Here is a 15,932-nt window from a genome sequence, read left to right as displayed (position 1 = left end):
ACAAAGGAGCGCCACATCAGAACGACTCCTCCACCACATCGCTCACGATCTGTGGCTTGACATTCATGTCCGGCTGCACACCCAGGATGCGCAGCGTCTGCTGCACCGTCTCGCTGAACACGGGTGCGGCGACCACGCCGCCATAGAACACCCCATTGCTGGGCTCGTCCACCATCACCGCCACCACGATGCGCGGCTGTTCCACCGGCGCCAGGCCCACGAACCAGCTCCTGTACTTGCGATCGGCGTAGCCCTTGCCTTCCTGCTTGCGCGCGGTACCGCTCTTGCCGCCCACCGAATAGCCCATGGTCTGCGCCCGCGAGCCAGTGCCACCCGGCCCGGCGGCCAGGCCCAGCATCTGGCGCACGGCGACCGCATTCTTTGCGCTGAACACCCGAACGCCCGCCACTGGATCGGGAGAGCGCTCCAGCGTCAGCGGAATCAGCTCGCCATCGCGCGCAAAGACGGTATAGGCATGCGCGAGCTGGAACAGCGAAGTCGAGAGCCCGTAGCCATAGCTCATGGTGGCCTGTTCGATCGGCCGCCAGTTCTTGTAAGGGCGCAAGCGGCCCGCGACCGCGCCAGGGAATGGCACCAGCGGCTTCTGGCCAAAGCCCGCCTGGGCATAGGTTTCCCACATCTCGCGCGGGCTCATCTGCATGGCCATCTTGACCGTGCCCACGTTGCTCGACTTCTGGATCACCTGCGACACCGTCAGCACGTCGTTGGGGTGCGTGTCGCTGATGGTCGAGCCGCCGATGGTGATGCGCCCTGGTGCGGTGTTGATCGGCGTGTTCGGCGTGACCAACCCCTTGTCGAGCGCCAGACCGACGACGAAGGGCTTCATGGTCGACCCCGGCTCGAAGCTGTCGGTCAACACACGGTTGCGCAGTTGCTCACCACTGAGGTTCTGGCGCCTGTTCGGGTTGTAGCTGGGGTAGTTGGCCAGCGCCAGGACCTCGCCGGTCAGCGTGTCGATCACGATCACGCTGCCGGCCTTGGCCTTGTGGGCCAGCACCGCGTCACGCAGCTTCTGGTAGGCGAAGTACTGCACCTTGCTGTCAATGGACAACTGCAGGTCAGGCCCATCCACCGGCGGCACCACGTCGCGCACGTCCTCCACCACACGACCCAGGCGGTCCTTGATCACCCGGCGCGAACCGCTCTTGCCCGCGAGCTGCCGGTTGAACGCCAGTTCCACGCCTTCCTGGCCAATGTCTTCCACGTTGGTGAAGCCGACCACGTGGGCGGCCGCTTCGCCTTCTGGGTACTCACGCTTGTACTCACGCCGCTGGTAGATCCCTTTGATGTTCAAGGCGGCGATGTCCTTGGCCACCGGCTCATCCACCTGGCGCTTGATCCAGACGAAGGTCTTGTCCTCGTTGGCCAGCCGCTTGCGCAGATCGGCGACGGGCATGTCCAGCAGCTTGGCGAGCTGCCGCAGCTTGGGCTCGTTGCGGTCCACGTCTTCAGGGATGGCCCAGATGCTCTGTGCCACCACGCTGGAGGCCAGAATCAGGCCATTGCGATCGAGCACGCGGCCCCGGTTGGCGGGCAACTCCAGCGTGCGGGCAAACCGCACCTCTCCCTGGCGCTGGAAGAAGTCATTGCCGAACACCTGCACATAGGCAGCCCGCCCAGCCAGGCCCGCGAACGCCACCGCCAGCGCAGCGACGATGAACTTGCTGCGCCACACCGGCGTGCGGCTGGCCAGCAGGGGGCTCGCGGAATAGTTGATGCTGCGGCTCATGGCGTGCGACGCTGCGGCGGGTTGGACGGCGTTGCGGGCTGAGGCTGCGCCTCGAACACCGTGACGTACTGCGTGATGCCTGGCGTGACCGGGCGCATCTGCAACTGGCGCGACGCCAGCATCTGCACCCGTGCCGGCGTGGCCTGCGCGCGCTTCTGCACCTGCAGTTGCTCGTGCTCGGCGTCCAGCTTGCGCGACTGCGCCTGGGCGCGGTCCAGCGCGGTGTACAGGCGGCGAGACTCGTACTGCGTGTGCACCAGATAGAACGCGCTCGCGATCACCGCCGCCAGCAACACCAGATTCAGCCGGATCATGCGCGGACCTCCGTGCGCTCGGCCACCCGCATCACCGCGCTGCGCGCGCGCGGATTGGCGGCCACCTCGGCCTCCGAAGGCATCACCCTCGACGGCGCGCGCAGGGCCATCGGCGACGGCTCCGCAAAAGGCACCCGGCGATCCACCACGGCGCGGGAGTGCGCCGCCATGAACCGCTTGACGATGCGGTCTTCGAGCGAATGGAAGCTGATGACCACCAGTTTTCCTCCTGGGCGCAATACCTGCAGACTCGCCTCTAGCGCCTGTTGCAGCTCTTCAAGCTCGGCGTTGATGAAAATCCGAAAAGCCTGAAATGTGCGCGTTGCAGGGTCCTTGCCCGGCTCGCGGGTTTTGACCGCGCCAGCCACGACTTCGGCCAGCTCGCCGGTGGTTCGAAAAGCGCCCCGTTCCTGTCGGCGACGATCAATCGCCTTTGCAATCGATTGAGCAAACCGTTCTTCGCCATAGTCACGGATGACCTCCGACAGGGTTGGTACGTCGGCTGTCTCCAGCCATTGCGCCACGCTCTGGCCACGCGTGGTGTCCATGCGCATGTCCAGCGGACCGTCGTGGCGAAAGGAAAATCCCCGCGAGGGGTCGTCGATCTGCGGCGAGCTCACGCCAAGATCCATCAACACGCCGTCCACGCTGGCCACACCCAGCGCAGCCAGGTTCGCGAAGCCCTCGTGGCGAATGGAAAAGCGGCCATCGCTGGCCGCCAGTTCCTGCGCCACCGCCACCGCCTGTGGATCCTTGTCGAAGGCGGTCAGATGGCCTTGCGGCGACAGGTGCTCCAACACCAGACGCGAGTGCCCGCCGCGACCGAAAGTGGCGTCGACGTAGTGTCCGTCCGGGTTGATCGCCAATGCCTGCACGGCTTCGTTCAACAGGACGGTGTGGTGAATCCATGTCGCTTGCACCATCGTCCTCAGAAAGAGAAGTCATTGAAGACATCCGGCATGTCCGCCTTCATGGCTTCGGCTTCCCGCGCCTCGTAGGTGGGCGCATCCCAGAGCTCCAGGTAGGCACCCATCCCCAGCAACACCGCGTCCTTGGTGATGCCTGCGGCGGCGCGCAACTCGGGCGAAATCAGCAGACGGCCGGAGGCATCCATGTCCACATCCATGGCATTGCCCAGGAAAATACGCTTCCACCATTGAGCAGACATCGGCAACGCCGCGATGCGGTCACGGAACGCCTCCCACGCCTCACGCGGGAAGACCATGAGGCAGCCATGCGGGTGTTTGGTGATGGTGACCTGGTTCTCGCGAGCGCCCAGGGCGTCACGGTGCCGGGTCGGCACGGACAGCCGACCCTTGGCATCGAGACTGAGAGATGAGGCGCCCTGGAACACCGTGATCAAACCCTGAAAAACACTTTTCACCACTTAATTGCACTTTTCCCCACTTTAGCAGGAAAAGCCTTGCGTGCAAGCCGCGGCTACAGTTTTTTTCAATGAAATCAACCACTTAGAACGCATTCAGAGAATCTATGCACTGTAAAAGTGCAGTAAAAGCAAGCACTTACAAAGGCCTCTGAATGTGTTGGTTGAGAACCCTGATGTGTCGCGCGAGCGCAGGCATGCCGCCACCCGCCATGGGTGCGGCACGGAAAGCGTGAAAAATCGCACAGATCAGCCAGACCTGACGGCCTGGCCGCGCGGCTTCAGAGAATGAAGCGCGAAAGGTCCTCGTCGCGGCTGAGTTCACCCAGCCGGCCATCGACGTAGGCGGCATCGATGGTCAAGGTTTGTCCGTGCAGATGGGCGGCGTTGAAGCTCACCTCATCGAGCAGGTGCTCCATCACGGTGGCAAGGCGGCGCGCACCGATGTTCTCGGTACGCTCATTCACTTCGCAGGCGATCTGCGCCAGGCGGCGGATGCCATCGGCCGCGAACTCGACCGTCACGCCCTCCGTCGCGAGCAGGGCCTGGTACTGGCGCACCAGGGAAGCGTGCGTCTGGGTCAGTATGGCCTCGAAGTCATCGACCGACAGCGATTGCAACTCCACCCGGATGGGAAAGCGTCCCTGCAGCTCGGGAATGAGGTCGCTGGGCTTGGCCAGGTGGAAGGCACCACTGGCGATGAAGAGGATGTGGTCGGTCTTGATCACACCGTACTTGGTGGACACGGCGGTGCCCTCCACCAGGGGCAGCAGGTCCCGCTGCACGCCCTGGCGAGAGACCTCTGCGCTGCCGGATTCGGCACGCGAGGTGACCTTGTCGATCTCGTCGATGAACACGATGCCGTTCTGTTCGGCGTTGTGCAGCGCCCTGGATCGGATCTCTTCCTCATTGACCAGCTTGGCCGCTTCCTCATCGATCAGGAGCTTCATCGCTTCGGCGATGCGCAGCCGACGGGTCTGCTTCTTGCCGGCATTGAGCTGACTGAACATGCCGCGCAACTGCTCGGCCATTTCCTCCATGCCGGCCGGCCCCATGATCTCCATGGACGGACGGGCCTCGGTCAGATCGATCTCGATCTCGCGGTCGTCCAGCGCACCCTCGCGCAGGCGTTTGCGAAAGTTCTGCCGCGCGGCACCTTCTGCACTGGACACGACACTGGCCGGTTCCGCAGCCATGCTGCGCGGCGGTGGAATGAGGATGTCGAGGATGCGGTCTTCCGCGGCATCCTCGGCCCGAGTGCGGTGCTTGCGCATCTCGATTTCACGTGTTTGCTTGATGGCGACTTCGGCCAGGTCGCGGATGATGCTGTCCACGTCCTTGCCCACATAGCCCACCTCGGTGAACTTGGTGGCCTCGACCTTGATGAAAGGCGCATCGGCCAGGCGCGCCAGACGGCGCGCGATCTCCGTCTTGCCAACGCCGGTGGGGCCGATCATGAGGATGTTCTTGGGCGTGATCTCGGGCCGCAGCTTTTCCTCGACGTGCTGGCGCCGCCAGCGGTTGCGCAGGGCAATGGCCACGGCACGTTTGGCGCCTTTCTGGCCAATGATGAAGCGGTCGAGTTCGGAGACGATCTCCTGGGGCGTCATGGAAGACATGGTCGTTGGGCGTTGGGTGATGAGCCTTGGGCGCGTCTTCACGCTGAACGTTGAACGCCCAACGTGCAACCTCGCCTCACAGCACTTCGATGGTGTGGTTCATGTTGGTGTAGATGCACAGCTCGCCAGCAATGGCCAGCGAACGACGCACCACGTCTTCGGCACTCAGATCGGTATGGTCGATCAGGGCCTTGGCCGCGGCCTGGGCATACGCGCCGCCGGAGCCGATGGCGACGATGCCATGCTCAGGCTCCAGCACATCGCCATTGCCGGTGATGATGAGCGAAGCGCTGTGATCGGCCACGGCGAGCATGGCCTCCAGGCGGCGCAGCACGCGGTCGGTGCGCCAGTCGCGGGTGAGTTCGATCGCCGCGCGCGCGAGATGTCCTTGGTGCTTCTCCAGCTTGGCCTCAAAGCGTTCGAACAGTGTGAAGGCATCGGCGGTGGCACCGGCAAACCCGGCCAGCACCTGGTCGCGGTACAGCTTGCGCACCTTGCGGGCCGTGCCTTTGACGACGATGTGGCCCAGCGTCACCTGCCCGTCGCCGCCGATCGCCACCTGCACGCCTTGCGGGGTCTGACGGCGCACGCAGACAATGGTGGTTCCGTGAAAAGATTCCATGGCTTCTGAACTGGGGGCTGAAGAAAGGATTGCAAGCGCCTCGCGGCGCCGCCTTGCAAGGATTCGTATCGGCAGCGGCAGCCGCCCGCCACCGTTCAGTCGACGCGCACGACGACCTTGGCGTACTCGGTGATGCCGATGACGTGGAAGAACGCCGACACCAGCCGGTGGGCGTCCACGAACTGCACCATGCGGCCTTCGGCATGGTGGCCGGAGACCCAGTTGAGCAAGGTGCCCGCGGCGGAGAAATCCACCCGGATCAGGTGGCGGCAGGAAATGATGAACACGTCCGCCCCCTTGAGCTTGCGCTCCAGGGCTTCCAGCGTGGCCTGCGGATCACCCCGGATCTCGCCCGAAAGCTCGACCAAGCCGATCTGGTTGGACTCCGTGCCTTGGCTGTCGAGCACGGACTCGGCACCGGGATAGCCCGAAGCGACCTGCTCCAGCACCGATTCACCCAGCACCGACTGGCCCGCCTCACCGGGCTTGTCGATGGCGACGGACAGGTAGTGGCAACGCGGCTTCTCCCAGCCGGGCGGCGAAACCTCATAGGTCACGCAGAAATCCAGGGCGGTGAGCTCGAATTCATCGGGGCGGTTCATGACGCGCAGAACCGCCATGCGCAGCTCCCACCAGAGCTGTTCCACATCGCGGCGTCCCGACTGCGTCTGCGCCTTGAGCAGATCGCGGAAGGCACTGGCCCCCTGAAAGCGCAGCTCGACGTCCTGGTCGCCCCAGAGCGTGAAGATGCCCAGCAACGCCCGCGCAGCCTTGAGATCCATGGCCTCCAGCGGGGTCCAGTCCAGCACCCAGGGTTGCTGCGCACGCAGCAGGACGTTCTGCAAAGTCCCTACGGCATGCGCGTCGAGTTCGGGCTCGCTGACCCAGATCGCCCGGTTCTGACCGGTCGAAGGCGTGTACACGCGACCGGTGAGGCGGGACACGGCGTCGGGCATGTCGTACCACTGCGGCGCGGAGCGGTCGAACCGGTTGACGAAATCCACCGCGCGGCTTTCGAACGGTGCCAGTTGGCCGGTGGCGCGGTACAGATCGAACAGCGCGAGCCAGTCTTCCTGTTGGTCGGCCTTGGTGCCGCCATCGGCCAGCACCTCGAGCAGGCCTTGTTCGGCGCCGGCGTCGTCGCCGTTGGCGAACCGGATGGCGGCCTCCTCCACTTCGGGATCCTGGGCAATCTCCTGCACGTCCAACGCATAGTAGTGCGACGCCGAGAAGCGCGAGACGGGACTGCCAGACTGCCGCAGCGAGGTGGGTGCCATGAGACCCGTGCGCACCAGAGGCGCCGGCAAGGAGGCCGGTGCCATTGGCAGGTCCGCAGCCAGTTCGCGCTCGCGCGACGGCGACCAGGCTTTGCGCAGAGGCATGGGCGCACTGGCGGGCACGGTGTCCTGCATCGAGCGGTCCAAGGCCTGTATTTCAGAGGGCGTAGAACCCGGCGGCCCGGGCAAGGGGCCGGGTTCGGTCTCGTCGTACTGCGCCTTGCGCTGCCGGACCAGAGGATCCGGCGTGGCAGGCACGGCACTGTCGTCCTTCTTGCTGGGCGGGCCGCTGCTCGGGCCATGTGGCGCAGTATTGAGGCCGGAGCCGGTGCTCACCAGGGAGTCGGGGCCCTTGGTCTTCCACCACTGCATCGACATCTGGGCTTCGATCTCGTCGATCTTCTTGAGCGTCTCGGCCCGGTCGTCCGGCTTGGAGGGCAGGCTGCTCTGGAAGAACGAAGGCCGCACACCCTGTCCTTCGCCGGGGGTGCCTTCGCGGCTGCGGATCTTGCGCAGCATGTCGAACTCGCGCTTGCGCACGAAATCGTTGCGGCGCTTGCGCTCGATCATTTCCTTGAGCGCAGCCTTGCTGTACTCGCTCTCGCGGTCGGCCGAGCGGGTATCCAGATCGGCCCAGCTCGTGGTCGGGTGGCGAACGAACTTCACCACCTTCGACAGGAAGCCGCCGTTGGAATCGTCCTTGGCCATGAGAGATCGGTGCGGGGTGGGGTCGTTGAAAAAGCGGGCTCAGTCGCCGAACATCTTCTGCTTGAGCTCGCGACGCTGCTGCGCCTCCAGGGACAGACTGGCGGTAGGCCGGGCCATGAGGCGCCCCACGCCAATCGGTTCTCCGGTCTCTTCGCAGTAGCCGTAGTCGCCGGAGTCGATGCGGGCAATCGCCTGTTCGATCTTCTTGAGCAGCTTGCGTTCACGGTCGCGCGTGCGCAGCTCCAGCGCGTGCTCTTCCTCGATCGTGGCGCGGTCGGCGGGGTCGGGGACGACCACCGTGTCCTCCCGCAGATGCTCGGTGGTCTCGCCAGCGTTGGCCAGCATGTCGGACTTGAGCTGCTGGAGCTTGCGACGGAAAAAGGCGAGCTGAAGGTCGTTCATGTACTCGCTGTCGGGCATGGCCAGCACGTCCTGGTCAGTCCACTGCTCGACCGGCAGGGTCTTCCAGTTGTTGGCGCGCTTGGGATCCTTCTGGATCGTGGAGGGAACGGGTGGGGTCATGACGGCACGTTCGTTCATTTGGGAAAAAGTGGCCTTGGCGGCATCGGGGGCATGGGTGGGCACCACGGCCGCCTGGGTCATCTGCTCGAGCATGACCTTCTTGGCGGCGCGCTTGCCCAGGGGGCGCGTGGCTTCCACCACCACCGGGGCGGCAGGTGCCACGGGCACGGGAGGCGTCGGTCTGGCAACGGCCGACTTGGCTACCGGCCGGGGCACGGGAGCCACAGCGGCCTTCCCCACCGGCTTGGGCGGCGTGGCCTTGACGGTTTTCACCGCCTTGGCCTTTGCCGGCGCTTTGGGTACGGGAACCACCTTGCGCGTCGGCGGCGCGGCCTTCTTGCCAACCGCTGCCTTGGTGGTGGGCTTGGCAACGGCCTTGGTCACTTTCGCCGCAGGTTTGGCCACAGGCTTCTTTTCGGGCGCCTTCTTCGGGGCGGGTTTCAGCGGCGTCGCCTTCACCGGAACCTTCTTGGCAGGGGTCTTCTTCGCAGGAGGCTGCTTGGCGGCGGCCTTGGCCGGCACCTTGGCTGTCGTCGCGGTCTTGCGGGCCACCGTCGCGCGTGCCTTGGCGCCCGATGCGGCGGGCTTGCCTGATTTCGCTGTCCTGGTTGCCGGGGCTTTCACAACGGATCTCCTCTGTGTACCTGACGATGCGGGATCTGGGGACGGGGCGACGCTACCCCGAGAGGCATCACGGCGGGCCGGCCTGACCGACGGATTCGTTGTTATACCCCCATCGCCAGGCTTTCCTGGACGTGGAGCGGTGTCGAGCGGGGCAGACCGCCGGCCTGCCGACTTGGGCCGGGATTGTAACGAGACTGCCCCTGGCGCCCCGGATTCCTGTCCGCCGGGGAAGCCCAGACGTTGGAGAAGCGAGACAAACAACACGGAGAGGCGGCCGGTTCAGGCCAGGCTCTGGTCCAGCCCCTGGACCAGGATGTCCCGAGGAAGGTCGATGCCGATGAACACCATCTTGCTCACCCGCGGTTCGCCTTCGGCCCACACCGGCCCCAGATCGCTGCCCATGAGCTGGTGCACGCCCTGGAAGATCACCTTGCGCTCGGTGCCCTCCATGTGCAGCACCCCTTTGTAACGCAGCATGCGTGGGCCGTAGACCTGCACGATGGCGCCCAGGAAGTCCTCCAGCTTGGCCGGGCTGAAGGGCCGCGTGGCACGGTAGACGAAGCTCTTGACGTCGTCGTCGTGGTGATGGTGGTGCCCATGCCCATGGTGCTGGTGCGAGGGGTGGTCGCAGTGCTCGCCGTGCTGATGGTCATGATCGTGCCCATGGTGCGCGTGATCATGGTCATCGGCGCTGAGGAAATCCGGATCGATGTCCAGCTTGGCATTCAGGTTGAAGCCACGCAGATCGAACACCTCCTTGAGGGCGACTTCGCCGAAGTGCACAGGGCGCATGGGCGCGCGCGGGTTCATGTGCTTGAGGCGGTGCACCAGCGCATCCAGCTCATCCTGGCTGACCAGGTCGGCCTTGCTGATGAAGATCTGGTCGGCAAACCCGACCTGGCGGCGGGCTTCCTGGCGGTCGTTCAATTGGTCGACCGCATGCTTTGCGTCCACCAGGGTGAGGATGGAGTCCAGCAGGTACTGCTCGGCCACTTCGTCGTCCATGAAGAAGGTCTGGGCCACCGGCCCAGGGTCGGCCAGCCCGGTGGTCTCGATCACCACGCGCTCGAAATCGAGCTCTCCCTTGCGCTTCTTCTGCGCCAGGTCCTGCAGCGTGGCACGCAAATCGTCGCGGATGGTGCAACAGATGCAGCCGTTGCTCATCTGGATGATGTTCTCGGTGGTGTCGGCCACCAGGATCTCGTTGTCGATGTTTTCCTCGCCGAACTCGTTCTCCACCACGGCGATCTTCTGACCGTGAGCCTCGGTAAGCACACGTTTAAGCAAGGTGGTCTTTCCCGAACCGAGGAAGCCTGTGAGGATGGTGGCGGGAATCAAGGACATGGCGGATGCAGGGGAAAGACAGATGAACTGGCGACCGGGGCGACGGGCAAGTGTATGCGAGCCCTGTGACGCCCCTGGGCTCAGGGGCGCAGGTAGACGTAGCCTTCGCGCGCCTGCAGCCGGGCGACTTCGGCCACACCGGAGGGCACGATCTTGGCCTCCATCGCCACCTTGGCGGGGTCTATGTTGCGCGAGACCAGGGTGTTGTTGCAGACGAAGAAACCCACGCCTTTGGCCGAGAGGTCGCCGATGGCGCCGGCAAAGGATTGCCCGTTGGCGTTGGTGGCACCGTCCAGCAGGAAATCGATGCCAGCGCCGTGGGTGACCACGACGATCTTGGCCGTCGGGTCGGCCGCCAGGTGGTTGCGGATGTTATTCACCGCGCGCGAGGCCTGCGCAATGCCCTCGCTCATGTGGTAGACCACCTTGATGGGTGCCTGGGCCTGGGCGTGCGCCTGAAGGGACACGGCCATCACGGCGCCCAGCAACAGGGTCTTGAGGGCTGCGAGGATCTTGGTCATCAGGGTCTCCAGGGTGTTCGGGGGGCGGCTTGGGCGAAAAACGAGCCCGCATCCTACAGGCAATGTCCCCTTCGGACGGCCCCAGGGGCCTCTCAACCCTTGGACCGCCTGGTACCAACCGCTGGAGCCGGGGCGCCCGGCACAGCGGCGCCATCACGGGCATGGGCACGGGGGTGGGCGGCGTCGTAGGCCTTGGCCAGGTGCTGGAAGTCCAGCCGGGTGTAGACCTGCGTGGTGCTGATGTTGGCGTGGCCCAGCAGTTCCTGCACGGCGCGCAGATCGCCGCTGGACTGCAGCACATGGCTGGCAAAGGAGTGCCGGAGCATGTGCGGGTGCACCGGCGTGGCCAGCCCCGCGAGCCGCGAGCGGCGGCGCAGCCGCAGCCGGATGTGCTGCGGCGTGAGGCGTTGCCCGCGCGAGCCAATGAACAGCGCCGGGTCGTCGCGCGCCCAATCGCCGCGCAGTTCCAGCCAGCGGGCCAGGGCCTGCAGGGCCTGGCGCCCCACGGGCACGCTGCGCCGCTTGGCCCCCTTGCCCAGCACATGGGCCTCGCCCTCCTGCCGGTCGATCCAGCCGCGCGCAGTGGCGCTGGCCGCCAGATCCAGCCCCACCAGTTCGCCGATGCGCAGGCCACAGCCATACAGCAGCTCGGTGATGCAGGCGTCGCGCGCCTCCAGCGCCGGGTGATCGGCGGTCTCGTGGTGCGAGGCCAGCTGTACGGCCTCGTCCACACCCAAGGCCTTGGGCAGGGGCTTGCCGGCTTTGGGCGCACGCACGTCCTGCACCGGGTTGTGGCCAACGATGCCCTGGCGTCCCAGCCAGATGTAGAAGCCGCGCCAACCCGAGAGAATGAGCGCGATGCCGCGTGCACTGCGTCCGGCGGCATGCATGCCCGCCACCCAGCGGCGGATATGCGGGGGCTGCACCGCGGTCAGCCCGATGCGGGCCTCGCGCGCCAGGGTCGACAGCTTGTCCAGGTCCAGTGTGTAGAGCGCCACGGTGCGCTCGGCCAGCCGTTTCTCCACCCGGACATGCTCCAGGTAGGCCCGCACCAGCGTGGCGTCATCGGCGCGGGTGCCGGCTGTCTCCATCAGGGCCGCAGGCGCGAAAGCGCGGCACTGGCCAGTTCGCCAATGCGCTCCAGGAAATCGGTGCCCATGTCGGCGGCGAAGCGCTGCGCGTCGGCAGACGCGAGCACCAGCAGCCCAAAGGCCTGCGGCGCCATGCCCACCCGCAGCGGAATCAGCGCCAGCGACGCAGCCGACGCCGGGTCGTCCAGCCACTGGGCCGCTTCCAGCCCGGGGTTGCTGCCGCAATAGGGCCGCGTGAGCGAGGACGCGAACGCCAAGATGTCCTCGCTGGCGCCCTGGGCGAAGCCCTCGGCGGCATAAGCGGAGGCAACGTCCCAGACCTTGATGGCGACCTGGGGCACCATGAACTGCTCGGCGATCTCGCCCGTCACCACCGCGGGCAGGTCGCGGGCATCGCGCGTGAGCAGCAGGGCACGGGTCCAGCGCTGCAGCTTGTCGGCGATGGTGGTGTTTTCATGGCCATGACGAATCATCTCCGCCGCCCTGAGCTCCAGCACACGGATCTTCTCGCGCAGCATCTCCGCCTGGCGCTCCTGCAGGCTCACGGCGCGCTGTCCATGCGGGCTGGTGAGCTGCACGGACGCCAGCAAGCCGGCCTGCCGCTCGAAGAAGTCGGGGGTGTTGACCAGGTAATTGGCAATGTCGTCTTCGGTGATGGGGGGAATCTGGTTCGGGTTCATGGTCGAGCACTTTACCTTCAGGACGCGGCCGGATCCGCCAGGTGGTCGGGCACCTCGATCTCGCCCTCGAAGACGGAGGTCGCCGGCCCGGTCATGGAGACCGGCTGGTCGTGCTGCGGGCTGTCGTGCCACTCGATGGTGAGCACGCCACCACGGGTGTGCACATCGACCTTCGCGTCCAGCAGGCCCAGGCGAATGCCCGACACCACCGCGGCGCAGGCGCCGGTGCCGCAAGCCAGCGTTTCGCCCGCGCCGCGCTCGTAGACGCGCAGGCGCACTTCGCTGCGGCTGACCACCTGCAGAAAACCGGCATTGACCCGCTGGGGAAAGCGCTCGTGCGCTTCCATCCACGGCCCCCAGGCCTGGACAGAGGCGGTGTCGACATCGTCCACCAGCAACACCGCGTGCGGATTGCCCATGGACAGGACAGCCACCAGCACGTCGCCCGCGTAGGGCAGCGCCAAAGGCCAGCGCTCGAAGCCGCCCATCGGCTCGGGGCGCAGGCCGTCGTTCTTGAAGGGCACGCGGTCCAGCGCGAAAACGGGCGGGCCCATGTCCACGGTGACGCGCCCATCGGGGTGCATGCGCAGTTCCAGTTCGCCATTGACCACCTTCACCCGCAGCGGGTTGCGCTGGCTCAGGCCTTTGTCGTGCACGAAGCGCACAAAGCAGCGCGCCCCGTTGCCGCAATGCTCCACCTCGCCGCCATCGGCGTTGTGGATGGCGTATTCGAAGTCCAGCCCGGGGCCTGGAGAGGGACGCACGCTCAGGATCTGGTCGGCACCCACACCGAAATGGCGGTCGGCCAGGAAGCGGTACTGGGCCGCGCTCAGGCCCAGCCGACCGCGGGTCTCGTCGAGCACCACGAAATCGTTGCCCGCGCCCTGCATCTTGGTGAATCGGATGTGCATGGTGCGGATTATCCGCCCAGCACGGTGCGCACCGCGCTGGCGCGAGCACCGAGGTCGCCCGGCGCAGGCGCACCACCTTGGCCATCCAACCCGGCCTGAGGTGCCCATGCGCACAGGCAAGGTGCCTTTTTGTACGCAATCTGCTCCAGATTGCGTACAAAAGCCCTGGCACAGCTTATGCAATCAGCGAGCGGCATGAACACTTCCGCCGCCTCCCAGGCCGCTGGCATCGAACTCGTTGCGCTGACCAAGCAGTACGCCGCCGGCAGCGTGGCGGTGGACGGCATACACCTGCGCATCGCCAGCGGCAGCTACTGCTGCCTGCTCGGGCCCTCGGGCTGCGGCAAGAGCACCACGCTGCGCATGATCGCAGGGCACGAGAGCACCACCAGCGGCGACATCCTGATGGAGAACCGCAACATCACGGACCTGCCGGCGGCCGAACGCGGCACAGCGATGATGTTCCAGAGCTTCGCGCTTTTCCCGCACCTCTCGGCACTGGACAACGTGGCCTTCAGCCTGAAGATGAAGGGCATGGCGCGCGAGGCCCGCCACCGCCAGGCGCAGGACCTGCTGGAGCGTGTGGCCATGGGACATCTGGCGCAGCGCAAGCCGGGCGAACTCTCCGGCGGCCAGCAGCAGAGGGTGGCCCTGGCCCGTGCGCTCATCACGCAACCCCGCGTGCTGCTGCTGGACGAGCCGCTGTCCGCCCTCGACCCCTTCCTGCGCATCCAGATGCGCGCCGAATTGCGGCGCTGGCAGAAGGAACTCGGCCTGACCTTCATCCACGTCACGCATTCCCAGGAAGAGGCCATGGCACTGGCCGACACCATGGTGGTGATGAACCAGGGGCGTATCGAGCAGATCGGCTCGCCGCACGAGGTCTACAACCGGCCGGCCACCGAATTCGTGGCGCGCTTCATGGGCGGCCACAACGTGCTGCAGACCACGCAGGGCAAGGTGGCTGTGCGCAACGACCACATCCATGTCGCTCCGCTGGACAGCGGGGCGAACGGCTGGCCCGCGACGGTGAACGACGTCGAGTACCAGGGCACGTATGTGCTGCTGGGCCTGCACCTCAGCGAGGGCGGCGGTGAGAGCATCTCCGTGATGCTGCCCGAATCCCGGTTCACCGAGCGGCCCTATGCCCCCGGCGATCGTGTGAGCCTGAGCTGGGCGGCCTGGCAGGCACACAGCTTCGCGGGCTGAATCACCACCACCCGCGTTTTCCTTCCTTCTTTTTTCATTCCTCCCACCACCCGAACCGCTGGAGATTCGCCATGTCGAAAACCGAACTCGAACCCACTTTTTCCACCCAGACGGGCCTGAGCCGACGCAGCCTGCTGCAAGGCACGGCCGGCATCCTGGCCAGCGGCGTTGCCCCCTTCGTGCACGCCCAGGAGAAGATCGTGCTGCGCTACCTGGGCACCGCGGTGAACCAGGACAAGGCCATTGCAGAGAAATTCAAGGCCGACACCGGCATCGAGATCCAGTACGTCGCCGTGACCACGGACGACGTGACCAAGCGCGCCGTGACCGCGCCCAACAGCTTCGACCTGATCGACACCGAGTACTTCTCGCTCAAGAAGATCGTGCCCACCGGCAACCTCAAGGGCATCGACACCAGAAAGATCAAGAACGCCGACAAGATCACCCCGCTCTTCACCAAGGGTGAGATCGCCGGCAAGGCCGTGGGCGACCAGGGCACGGCGCCCAAGAAGGTGATGTTCCTGGAGAGCGAGAAGAGCAAGAAATTCTCCGCGACGCCCACGCAGTACATGACGCTCATCCCCACCGTGTACAACGCCGACACGCTGGGCATCCGCCCCGACCTGATCAAGCGCCCGATCAGTTCCTGGGCCGAGCTGCTGAACCCGCAGTTCAAGGGCAAGGCCGCCATCCTGAACATTCCTTCGATCGGCATCATGGACGCGGCCATGGTGGTGGAAGCCATGGGCATCCACAAGTACAAGGACAAGGGCAACATGAGCAAGGCCGAGATCGACCTGACGATCAAGACCCTGATCGAAGCCAAGAAGGCCGGCCAGTTCCGCGCGCTGTGGAAGGACTTCAACGAGTCGGTCAACCTCATGGCCTCGGGCGAGGTGGTGATCCAGTCCATGTGGAGCCCGGCCGTGACCGCCGTGCGCACCAAGGGCATCGACTGCGTGTTCCAGCCGCTCAAGGAAGGCTACCGCGCCTGGGCCGCCGGCTTCGGCGTGCCCGCCACGCTCAACGGCAAGAAGCTGGATGGCGCCTACGAGTTCATCAACTGGTTCCTCGACGGCTGGGCCGGCGCCTACCTCAACCGCCAGGGCTACTACAGCGCCGTGCTGGACACGGCCAAGGCCAAGATGGACGCCTACGAGTGGGCCTACTGGATGGAGGGCAAGCCCGCCTCGCAGGACATCAAGAGCCCCAACGGCGACGTGCTGGCCAAGGCAGGCGCGGTGCGCGACGGCGGCAGCTACGAGCAGCGCATGGGCGGCATCGCCTGCTGGAACGCGGTGATGGACGAGAACGAGTACATGGTGCGGAAGTGGAACGAGTTTGTGGCGGCCTGAC

General features: G+C 65.7%; 15 protein-coding genes. 2 read left to right on the top strand and 13 right to left on the bottom strand.

Annotated elements, in window-relative coordinates; all coding sequences use genetic code 11:
- Positions 1–16: 16 nt before the first annotated feature.
- The 13 genes from KIT53_RS04650 to dapF all read right to left on the bottom strand — a co-directional run bounded on the left by KIT53_RS04650 (position 17) and on the right by dapF (position 13,367).
- Entirely contained in the window at positions 17–1,750 is a 1,734-nt protein-coding gene (locus tag KIT53_RS04650) for a penicillin-binding protein 2 (RefSeq protein WP_297748375.1), read from the bottom strand.
- On the bottom strand, positions 1,747–2,064 hold the full coding sequence (gene ftsL, locus KIT53_RS04645) for a cell division protein FtsL (protein WP_297748372.1): 318 nt from the start codon (positions 2,062–2,064) through the stop codon (positions 1,747–1,749). The genes KIT53_RS04650 and ftsL overlap by 4 nt, the downstream gene beginning before the upstream one ends.
- Positions 2,061–2,984: a 16S rRNA (cytosine(1402)-N(4))-methyltransferase RsmH gene (gene rsmH / locus KIT53_RS04640; RefSeq protein WP_297748962.1), complete on the bottom strand. Its 924-nt coding sequence runs from the start codon at positions 2,982–2,984 to the stop codon at positions 2,061–2,063. Before rsmH ends, ftsL begins: the two co-directional genes overlap by 4 nt.
- An 8-nt stretch (positions 2,985–2,992) precedes the next feature.
- Complete coding sequence (gene mraZ, locus KIT53_RS04635) at positions 2,993–3,418, bottom strand: division/cell wall cluster transcriptional repressor MraZ (RefSeq protein ID WP_297748959.1); 426 nt, start codon at positions 3,416–3,418, stop codon at positions 2,993–2,995.
- A gap of 311 nt (positions 3,419–3,729) precedes the next feature.
- A complete protein-coding gene (gene hslU, locus KIT53_RS04630) occupies positions 3,730–5,067 on the bottom strand; it encodes an ATP-dependent protease ATPase subunit HslU (protein WP_297748369.1) in 1,338 nt (445 codons plus the stop codon).
- A 76-nt stretch (positions 5,068–5,143) separates the two neighbouring features.
- Positions 5,144–5,689 carry an ATP-dependent protease subunit HslV gene (hslV, locus tag KIT53_RS04625; protein ID WP_297748366.1) on the bottom strand — a complete coding sequence of 182 codons (546 nt, stop codon included), beginning with the start codon at positions 5,687–5,689 and terminating at the stop codon, positions 5,144–5,146.
- Between the two features lie 95 nt (positions 5,690–5,784).
- Positions 5,785–7,674, bottom strand: a complete 1,890-nt coding sequence (locus KIT53_RS04620; protein WP_297748363.1) for an STAS domain-containing protein — start codon at positions 7,672–7,674, stop codon at positions 5,785–5,787.
- A gap of 39 nt (positions 7,675–7,713) precedes the next feature.
- The gene (gene dksA, locus KIT53_RS04615; protein WP_366521893.1) at positions 7,714–8,820 is read right to left on the bottom strand and encodes an RNA polymerase-binding protein DksA; all 1,107 of its coding nucleotides are present in this window, start codon (positions 8,818–8,820) and stop codon (positions 7,714–7,716) included.
- A 279-nt stretch (positions 8,821–9,099) separates the two neighbouring features.
- Positions 9,100–10,164, bottom strand: coding sequence for a GTP-binding protein (locus KIT53_RS04610; protein ID WP_297748359.1), 1,065 nt, complete (start codon positions 10,162–10,164; stop codon positions 9,100–9,102).
- Positions 10,165–10,244: 80 nt separating this feature from the next.
- The gene (locus KIT53_RS04605) at positions 10,245–10,685 is read right to left on the bottom strand and encodes a DsrE family protein (protein ID WP_297748356.1); all 441 of its coding nucleotides are present in this window, start codon (positions 10,683–10,685) and stop codon (positions 10,245–10,247) included.
- 92 nt (positions 10,686–10,777) lie between these two features.
- A complete protein-coding gene (locus KIT53_RS04600) occupies positions 10,778–11,776 on the bottom strand; it encodes a tyrosine recombinase XerC (RefSeq protein ID WP_297748353.1) in 999 nt (332 codons plus the stop codon).
- Positions 11,776–12,456 (bottom strand): DUF484 family protein, encoded by a 681-nt coding sequence (locus KIT53_RS04595; protein ID WP_297748350.1) that lies wholly within the window; start codon positions 12,454–12,456, stop codon positions 11,776–11,778. Before KIT53_RS04595 ends, KIT53_RS04600 begins: the two co-directional genes overlap by 1 nt.
- A gap of 17 nt (positions 12,457–12,473) precedes the next feature.
- Positions 12,474–13,367, bottom strand: a complete 894-nt coding sequence (dapF, locus tag KIT53_RS04590) for a diaminopimelate epimerase (RefSeq protein ID WP_297748347.1) — start codon at positions 13,365–13,367, stop codon at positions 12,474–12,476.
- A 195-nt stretch (positions 13,368–13,562) separates the two neighbouring features.
- Here dapF and KIT53_RS04585 point away from each other — a divergent pair, with 195 nt between their 5' ends.
- Complete coding sequence (locus KIT53_RS04585) at positions 13,563–14,576, top strand: ABC transporter ATP-binding protein (protein WP_297748344.1); 1,014 nt, start codon at positions 13,563–13,565, stop codon at positions 14,574–14,576.
- 71 nt (positions 14,577–14,647) lie between these two features.
- Positions 14,648–15,931 carry an extracellular solute-binding protein gene (locus tag KIT53_RS04580; RefSeq protein WP_297748341.1) on the top strand — a complete coding sequence of 428 codons (1,284 nt, stop codon included), beginning with the start codon at positions 14,648–14,650 and terminating at the stop codon, positions 15,929–15,931.
- Position 15,932 lies beyond the last annotated feature (1 nt).

Source organism: Hydrogenophaga sp. (assembly GCF_026125785.1).
In the GTDB taxonomy this organism is placed as follows: Bacteria; Pseudomonadota; Gammaproteobacteria; order Burkholderiales; family Burkholderiaceae_C; genus Hydrogenophaga.
Note: the sequence above shows the minus strand (reverse complement) of the source record. Positions and strands in the feature narration are given on the sequence as shown.